The following is an 8,955-nucleotide window of genomic DNA, read 5'->3' on the forward strand; positions in this document are numbered from 1 at the left end:
TGGCAAGGTACGGATATTGTTGAGACCTTTTCGAGTCAGGCTCTAAGGTGAGCCCTTGAAGCCGTTTCTTGTAGGCCAGATCGCATGTCTCGTTCCCGATGATATTTGCTGTCATGCTCTCTTCGCACCGATCGTCCAAGCCAATGCGCTCCGGTAAAAAAATCAGCTTGAAACATGAACAACAATTACAACAAGTTGAACGACCGCGGCGACGGCGGCGCCCTTTTCAGCCATATGCAACGGCCGCGTGAGTCCATCCGTAACGGGACTATCTAAGGCAGTAGATTGTACAAAGCGCGGCAAGGCCGGAACGCGCGAGCCACGCTTGCTGTTCGCCATCGCGTCGAGCTTCTTGCCAGTAGACTTCCGTCGGCTGTCCAATCGGATGTAGTTTTGAACTTCGTCAAGCGTTATGTTGTAGCCGAGACTCTTTCCGATCGCTACGATTGGTGCAAGACCCGTGGCACTTGGCTTGAGGTTTGCAGGCAGCCTGCCTTTGTCCAAATCGTTGACGAATCGCTCTACGTCAGCTCGCGCCATAGCTAATTCCTTTGCTCATAGTTGCCAATTACACCGCCTCGCTCTTGCCGGCGTGGATGATGCCGTGAACGAGCAAGCGCCGTGCCAACCTAAAAATGTCGTCATTTTGTGCATTTTCAGAGTGCATGCATTGTCAACTTGCCGACCTTTAGTCCCGAACCGGCCAATCGGCCGCTCCGAAATGTAGACATCCGCAAAATTCTTCACTAAGGACAGCGCTCTCTTTTTGCCCGCTCAGTTGCGGATTCCGCCAGTCGATTCATTCAGTGAAACATCGGGATACGCTCAAAAGCGTGACGACGGCGTAGCGGCGTCAGAGAGAAGCGTCGACGAATCACGCACTGCCAAACGGCCGGCACAGCAGGTCGACGACCCCCCGCGGCGGTGGGGAGATCAGAGCTGTATGCGTATCATGGACATGACCCAGGCTCATGCAACCCTGACCGCGACCAGCGCTGAAGCAGGCCGACGGCATCGGGTTGGCACTTTAGGCACCGACGCATTAGCAATGGACGCGCATCTGCGCCGACTCGGTATCAGCGATGTGCATTATGATCTGTCTAGGTTTCGATCGCCTTGGTCTTCCGACCCTTCCATGCACCACGTGCCAACGAGTTTTATTACAACCTGCTAACCGCTTCATTCCAGCGCGTCCGGAGCCGCGACTACTTTGTCGGACTGATGACATCGCTGTGTCGCAACCCCGCCGCAGTCACTGATTTCGGATGGCTGCAAGAGTTCTTCCAATGGTACGAAGACTTGGATCGGCGCAGCAGCTTTGGTCGGCTCGCGATCCTCAAGCACCTTGAAAACACGATGTTTGAGTGGCGACGAAGTTGCAAAGTCCCTGTAAGCGCGCTCGAGTGCGGCGCGCGCACGGGTGGCGGCCGTGCCTGTGGGGAGATCGGAAAAGTCCTCCGCGACCAGATACTGACCCATGCGCTTCATTATGTGGAGCCGTGATGTGTTTAGCACCTTTGGGTCATAGGTGACGCCGAGGGCATCGAAGAACTCCTCGGCGGCCGACAAATCCTTCAGCCAAGTCAGAATGTCAGTGCCATCAGGGGCAAAGGTCGCATCATCATAAGACATTGCATTCTCCTACTGGCCGCGGAATAGCTGCTTTCGTTCCAACACATGGTCCCGGCCCTGCACCCCATGATGACCCTGGGAAGAGCTGTGATCGAGACGCCATCAGTGACGGGTATTCGGACATTCCCAAGCGCTGAAACGATCGTATGTGCCGGCAGAGCGTCTACCCGGCAAATACTGGACGAGATTCACGCAGTTTTTTCACAACTGCGGGTATCACCTGCAACACCCGATCTATATCCTCTTCACAGTTATAGCCTGACAACGAGAAGCGGACTGCTCCGACCGCCTGCCTGTGGGGAGTACCCATGGCTTTTAGAACATGGCTCGTCGATAAAGAACGAGAGGTACAGGCGGTTCCGGAGGAGCAGGCGATGCCATGGCGATTGAGCAGAAACTGCATGGCTTCACCACCGACGCCTTCAAAGGCAATGCTCGTTGTGTTGGGCAACCGCGTCACCGGATCACCCATTACGAAGACTTGGGGGACACGCTCGAGAAGTCCTTTCTCCAATCGATCGCGGAATGATCTTATTATCGCATTGTCCTTGTCCATACAATCCAACGCGAGTTCTGCCGCCTTGCCCAGACCTACTATCCCGGGCGTGTTCTCCGTGCCCGCGCGCCGGTCGCGCTCCTGGTGGCCACCCTTAATGAGTGCGTGAAAGGGCACCCCGCGCTTTATGTAGAGTGCCCCGACGCCCTTCGGGCCATGGAACTTGTGCGCGGAAAGCGACAGCATGTCGATCGCCGTTGATTTCAAGTCAATCGGTAGCTTGCCGACTGCTTGCACCGCATCGGTGTGGAAAATTGCGCCGACTTTTTTGGCCATCTCAGCTAGCTTTACCACAGGAAAGAGCGTTCCCGTCTCGTTGTTGGCCCACATGATCGAAACGATTGCTACACGGTGTGTAAGGGCGTCCTGATAAGCGTCAAGGTCAAGTCGGCCCTGGTGATCCACTGGGACCTTGTGCACCTTGGTGCCGCGTGTCTTCTCCAGATGGGTGCAGAGCGTCAGCACCGCAGGATGCTCGACCGCCGAAGTTACGATCTCAGTGCGCTCAGGCATAGCCTCGAGCCCCGAAAGGATCGCCGCATTGTTGCTTTCGGTCCCGCCCGAGGTAAAGGTGATCTCTGGGTCGAACTTTGCACCGATCAGTGCTTGCAACTGCCTGCGCGCTACGTTAATCGCTGCCCCGGCAGTAGCACCAGCGTCATGCATCGAGGAAGCGTTGCCAAACACATCTGCGAAGAATGGCAGCATCGCCTGGAGAACTTCCGCATCGACGCGCGTCGTTGCGTTGTTGTCGAGATAGATAGGCCTCAAGATAATTCTCCAGCTACCGAAACGACGAAAGGTTTACAAATGGCGATCGTGGCATTGTAGAAGTGCTTTTTGATCCAGCATTACTGTTCTCCCGTGCGTGGCGATCAGCCGAACGATTTGCCGCAGGCTCACCTCTCCCGCGTGTTGAAACGTTGAAGACAAACCCGGGCGAATCCACCCTTGGGATGACGTCCTTGGGATGACGTCCCGGGCCAGGCCGGCCACATGGGGTTGGGGGTCCGAGTCAACAAATATGTTGATCCCATCCTTCTCGATAACAGTGTCGCCCTCGCGCGACTCAGTCTCTAATGCAAAATGGTATATGCACAGCCGTCCGCTTGAACCGTCATATGCATAAGCCATCGGTGGGTTCAGAATCGCGGGAAGGAGCGAGCTTCACTGCACTAACGGCTCTTCCGTTGAGACCTATCATGGATCGTTTCTCCTGGTTCGAAAAGGCCTTTGCAAATCGGTCAAGCACAAACTATGCCAACGAAAAAACGGTTCTGAAACAACACCGAAACTCAAACATCGGTATGACATTTGTCCGATAATGTCGGAAATCGGACATTGTCGAATTAGCCCACACCAAAGAGCGCCTCTGTGCCGCAAACAGGATGCGATGTGATGACTTCGGCGGCGCAGCTCTTCGAAAGCTTGATGGCAGACGGAGGATGCCAGCCATAGCGGCGATTGCTGGCACTTGCCTCACTCTACGATGGCGGCCCGCGTTCGGAGGCAGCGCCATTCGCCAGCGAGATGCTGCAGTGTTGGGCCGGGTGCTGCGATCCGACTCGGACCCCAACGAACGGTGCACCGCGCGACCGAGTGACACTGAATGACGTCAGCGCCCGGGGCTGGCAAAGGACGTCGAAAGCAGGCTATCCTAAAAATTCACTGGCGCGCAGATTGGTCCAGAAGTTGCGCATTTCGGATGAGAACACGGTTGGGCGTGAACTGGAGACGCCCGGCTTCGCCAGAGCTCCCACAAATGCAACTACAGCGAAGCGGGCAAATGACAGGCAGCGCTCTTCGACCACCACACCTCGGGGAAGCCCAGTCCGTATTTCGGCAACTCTTTCGGCCGGGCCAGCGCGTCCCAATAGGCGATTTGGGCGGCCAGCTTGTAATAGAGCGGAATGACGTAATTATGGGCGAGCAGGACGCGATCGAGTGCCTTCGTTGCGGCAACCAGCGTTTCGCGATCCTTTGCGAAGATCACGCGCTCAATCAATGCGTCGACGCCAGGGTCGGAGATGCCGGCATAATTCCTGGAGCCCTGGCGTGTGGCGGCTGCCGATCCCCAGTAGTCCGCCTGTTCGTTTCCGGGGCTCAAGGACTGACCCCAAACTTCCCAGGTCACATCGTAGTCGAAGGCACGCTTGCGATTGGTATATTGCGATGGGTCCACCGTGCGCACGCGCGCTTCGATACCGATCCGCTTCAGGTTCTGCGCATAGGGCAAGGCGACGCGCTCGAATGACGGGCTGCTCAACATGATCTCGAAGGAGAACGGCTTGCCCGTCTCAGTATTCACCATCCGGTTACCGTTGAGCTCGAACCCCGCCTTGTTCAGGAGCTCGATCGCCTTGCGCAGGTTTTCGCGCGCCTTTTGCGGCGTGCCGCCGACCGGGTTGCTATAAGGGGTGGTGAACACTTCGGGCGGCACGAGGTCCTTGACCTCGTTCAGGTTCTTCAGTTCCTTGCCTTCCGGCAGACCGGAGGAAGCGAGTTCTGTGGCGAAGAAGAAGCTGTTCACGCGCTGATACTGATTGTAGAAGATGGTCCGGTTCAGTTCTTCGAAGTCGAGCGCATAGTTCAATGCCTGGCGCACCCTCTCGTCGTCGAAGGGCTTGCGGCGCATGTTCGGCACCATCGCCTGCATCACGGCCGTTGCCCGGAAGGGGTTGGGAATTTCCTCGCGTTTAACGCGGCCATCCTTCACCGCCGGAAAATCGAAGGCCGTAGCCCAGCGCATCGCCTGGTTCTCCCGCCAATAATCGGTGTTGCCGGAGCGGAAGGCCTCGAACTCGACGTCGCGATCGCCAAAAAAGGAATAGGTGATCGAATCGAAATTGTTCTGCCCGACATTGACGTTGAGCGCGACGCCCCAGTAATCGGGCCGGCGCTCATAACGAATGGTCCCGCCGGGGGCGAACGAAGCGATCCGGTAGGGACCTGACCCCATCACCGGTTCAAGCGTCGTTCGCGAAATGTCGCGCGGCTTGCCGTCCGGTCCAGTGCCCTCCCACCAGTGCTTCGGCACAATCCGGATCTGCCCGAGGATATGAGGAAGTTCGTGATTGTTTTTGTCGTCGAAGTGAAAGGTGACGTCCCGATCCCCTGTCTTTTCCGCCTTCACGACATGCCGATAGTAGCTTTGATAGAGCGGGTTCAGTTCCTTCGCCTTGTCGAAGCTGAAGACGACGTCTTCCGGCGTCACCGGCTTGCCGTCGGCCCATTTCGCTTCCTGCCTCAGCCGGAACGTGGCCGAGGAGATGTCGTCGGGGAAGGAAACGCCTTCGGCCAGAAGCCCGTAGGCCGTCGAAATCTCGTCCTCTGACGGTTTCATGAGCGTGTCGAAGACGAAATCCAGGCCGACGGCCGTTTCGCCCTTCACCAGCAGGGGATTGAACGTGTCGAAGGTGCCTGTCTGTGAAAGCCTGAGATCTCCGCCCTTAGGTGCCTCGGGATTCACATAGTCGAACTTTTTGAAGCCGGGCGGATATTTGAGATCATCGACGAGCGACAGTCCGTAGTGCCAGACCGGCTGCTCATGAGCCTCCGCAGCCGGCACCAGTAGTAAGGACATGGCCATGAACGCGGTCGCAAACTTCAGTCTTCCAATGACGCCGATGTCCAGCATCTCGTCCTTTCTCCTTGTTTTTATCCATTCGCCGCCACGGTGTTTGTGGGGCGGCTCCAAGTCGTTGCAGGATCGGCATGCCAGTGGCCGATCGTCCCTAGATATGGGCAATTCACACTCCTCAAAAATTGATTTTCTAAATTCTGTTCATAGCGTCTATGGATATGCGGAGCTTTTTGCCTGGTAGGGTCGCGGCCTGTGTCGCTGTACCCGCTGTCACTTTTTCTGGCGGCGGCGATGACGTGGATGTCGACCAGTGTCGCAAAGTCTTCCTTCGTCGCTGACAAGCGTCGACGGGATAACCAGCATCAGGAAACCGGTCATCAACTGTTCTTGCGCCTTTTCCACACAGCCGGCGACCGCCTCGGCATTGAGCGAGGCCGGATCGATAAGCACTGCCCGCACCCGACTGCATCACGTTGATGACCGCGAGGTGGACGGCAAGTACCAAAGTCGAGGTCAGGTATCAAACTCGCCTTGCCGGCGATGGGACCAACCTTGGCGAGACCGGTTATGCCTGCGATTTCCGTCGCGACCTTCAGGAAGATCACCGGTGCAATGATCATTCCAAGCTTTCCGATGTCCGGATAGAAATATCCAAACAGGATGCCCGCGATCGCTGCCAGAACCTGGGCATAGAGATGGCGATATAAGGGTGGCTTGGCGCGGGTCTCCGCGGAATGCTCAATGGTCATCAGGAGATCCTCCATATGGCGCGCGCCCGGTCGCCTGCCAGGCCGATTTTCCGAAAGCCGACAGCGGCGACTGTCATGTGAAGCTGATGAGCAATGGCCGTGCCAGTTGCCATTAAACCGTCGGCCGTGAAGAACTCGGAAGCCGCTGATTTGACGTAAGAATCGAGGGATCTGCAGATCTTCTAATTGCCGGAAACAGCCGCCGAACGGGCTGTTCCTTGCAAAATCAGTTTGAGGTTTGCCTGGTTGGCGAAGCGTGATTCACTGGGTTTATCGCGGTGAATCGGAGAACCAGGAATGGGTAAACCACGCGAACGGCGCCAAACGGGTGAACAGGATTTATTCCGATCCCGGCTCGACCAGATCATCAATATGAAGCACGAACTGGTGCGTCTGGCGCAGGCTATTGACTGGCCTGTGTTGGAAGGCCGCTTTGGGACGGTCTATTCGGACGGAGCGGGCATGCCGCCATTGCCGACGCGGCTGATGGCGGGCTGGCCATTCTGAAGCACACGTTCAACCTGTCGGACGAGGCGCTGTGCGAGCGCTGGGTGGAGAACCCCTACTTTCAGTACCTGTGCGGCGAGGAGTTCTTTCGGCACGAACTATCGTTCGACCGCTCCTCGATGACGCGCTGGCGGCAGCGCATGGGCGAGGAACGGATCGGCGGGCTCTTGCAGGAGAGCTTGGCCGTGGCAGTCAAGACAGGCGCGATGAAGCCGCAGGATACGCGGCAGGTGATCGTGGACACGACCGTTCAACCGAAGAACGTCATGTTCCCGACGGATGCCAAGCTTATTCACACCAGCGCTACGCTCATGCGAAGCAATTCAAACGGGCCGGCAAGGCGCTGCGCAAGTTGAAGACCTATCTCGGCCGGACCGTTCGCGACATCGAGCGTCAGATCGCCGGCGACGAACAACTCGACGCGATCTTCAAATGGTCGCTTTATCAGGCAAAAACGGTCATCGCGCAGCGGCAACGTCAGCGTGGCCGCAAGATCTACAGCCTGCATGCCGACGAAGTCGAGTGCATTGGTAAAGGCAAGGCGCACAAGCCCTATGAGTTCGGAGTGAAGGTGTCCGTGGCCACAACACTGAACCGTTCAAAGGGCGGGCAGTTCGCCCTGCACGCGACGGCGCTGCCCGGCAATCCCTACGACGGCCATACGCTCGCGACCGTCATTCCGGATATGGAAAAGATGCTTGGCAACGAGCTCTCCCGCATTCTGGCCGATGCTGGATACCGCGGCCATAATGCTCCCGAAAGGCACAAGCTGAGGGTCTTCACCAGTGGCCAGAAGCGCCGCCTCACGCCCCCCATCAAACGCCAGATGCGACGACGATCGGCGGTCGAACCCGTCATTGGACACCTCAAGAGCGAACACAGAATGGACCGGAATTATCTCGCTGGCGAACAGGGGGATGCCGTCAATGCCGTTCTGGCCGCCGCCGGATACAACTTCTCCCTCCTGCTGCGATGGTTCAGGCAGCTTTTGTGTCTGCTCGCCGCACTACTCCTCACGTTCCAGAGCCGACCAATGCCGCAGCAACCTGCCTGAAAGCGAGTTCTTCACGATCGACTAAACCGCAGATCCTGACGCCCGAAGTGCTTACTGTTCTCGACCCGGCCAGCCCCGCCATCCCGGTAACCGGCCACGGCGACATACTGATGGTAGTGCAGGCGATTAGGACGACGCCTCTGACATTATCGCCAAGCTCTTCGCCGCCGACGTGATCCACGAATTTGAGTGCGCGAACACCATCGGTCTGGCACGACGGGACTGCCACCTCACCGCCTTCTGTCCATAATTCTCACCTTTGTCTCAAGGCAAACCTTGGCCGGCAAGAAATGTTATTTGCCTCCATCAAATGACCGCCGAGACATCTTAATCGGCCTCCAGCCAAAGTCCGCAGCCGCTGCATCGATTGTCGATAAAGACCCGGGTGGAGGATAGCGAGATGACTGATTTTTGGCGCCACCGACAGAACTGGCACAAATCTTGAAACTGCTCATTGCGAGGCGGCGGAGCTGCTCATTGCGGCAACAATCCTATGCCTCGACTGCGCCACGTATGAAGATTTCACAATACTATTCAATTGAGTTCTTGCGACAAATGGGCGTTGACGATGTGCAAGATGGTCGCCAGAGCCGCTGTAACGAGAGGAAAGCGAAATGTCCAGGACCGCAGAAAAGCCCTTCGAAACTGTCGAAAACTCGATCGTCGGTCAATCCACGGCAATCAAAAGGGGCGAGCAGTTGACGCATGCTATTGAGTCACAGGAACTGGCCGGATCCGTCTTCAAGTCAACAATGATGGTGGGATTTGAACTGTCGCTGAACACTTTCGCTGCAGTCCAAGCCAACACCTTCGCTAATTTGCACCATCTTAGAGCCTGACCGAAAAAGAGTTGAGTGAAATCAGCCAGTTGTGA

General features: G+C 56.9%; 4 protein-coding genes and 3 pseudogenes. 1 reads left to right on the forward strand and 6 read right to left on the reverse strand.

Annotated elements, in window-relative coordinates; translation table 11 throughout:
- Positions 1 to 162: 162 nt before the first annotated feature.
- The 5 genes and pseudogenes from N181_RS03205 to N181_RS03230 form a co-directional block, all read right to left on the reverse strand.
- A complete protein-coding gene (locus tag N181_RS03205; RefSeq protein WP_014857677.1) occupies positions 163 to 540 on the reverse strand; it encodes a hypothetical protein in 378 nt (125 codons plus the stop codon).
- Positions 541 to 1,260: 720 nt separating this feature from the next.
- Positions 1,261 to 1,632, reverse strand: a pseudogene (gene nifW / locus N181_RS03210) (nitrogenase stabilizing/protective protein NifW); the annotation flags it as partial.
- 163 nt (positions 1,633 to 1,795) lie between these two features.
- Entirely contained in the window at positions 1,796 to 2,959 is a 1,164-nt protein-coding gene (gene nifS, locus N181_RS03215; RefSeq protein WP_014857675.1) for a cysteine desulfurase NifS, read from the reverse strand.
- A gap of 997 nt (positions 2,960 to 3,956) precedes the next feature.
- A complete protein-coding gene (locus N181_RS03225) occupies positions 3,957 to 5,825 on the reverse strand; it encodes an extracellular solute-binding protein (RefSeq protein ID WP_015633453.1) in 1,869 nt (622 codons plus the stop codon).
- 282 nt (positions 5,826 to 6,107) lie between these two features.
- A pseudogene (locus tag N181_RS03230) lies at positions 6,108 to 6,520 on the reverse strand (C4-dicarboxylate transporter DctA); the annotation flags it as partial.
- Positions 6,521 to 6,817: 297 nt separating this feature from the next.
- On the opposite strand from N181_RS03230, the pseudogene N181_RS03235 reads away from it, so the two are divergent.
- A pseudogene (locus N181_RS03235) lies at positions 6,818 to 8,081 on the forward strand (transposase).
- A gap of 667 nt (positions 8,082 to 8,748) precedes the next feature.
- Here the strand turns inward: N181_RS03235 and N181_RS34225 are convergent.
- Positions 8,749 to 8,955, reverse strand: a 207-nt coding sequence (locus tag N181_RS34225; protein WP_210172809.1) for a hypothetical protein, incomplete at its 5' end; no start/stop codon positions are given.

It is taken from the genome of Sinorhizobium fredii USDA 205, from assembly GCF_001461695.1.
GTDB lineage: Bacteria > Pseudomonadota > Alphaproteobacteria > Rhizobiales > Rhizobiaceae > Sinorhizobium > Sinorhizobium fredii.

Bases quoted from the DNA above. Each gene is read 5' to 3' on its own strand.
- N181_RS03205 (WP_014857677.1), bottom strand. From the start codon at position 540: ATGGCGCGAGCTGACGTAGAGCGATTCGTCAACGATTTGGACAAAGGC.
- N181_RS03225 (WP_015633453.1), bottom strand. From the start codon at position 5,825: ATGCTGGACATCGGCGTCATTGGAAGACTGAAGTTTGCGACCGCGTTC.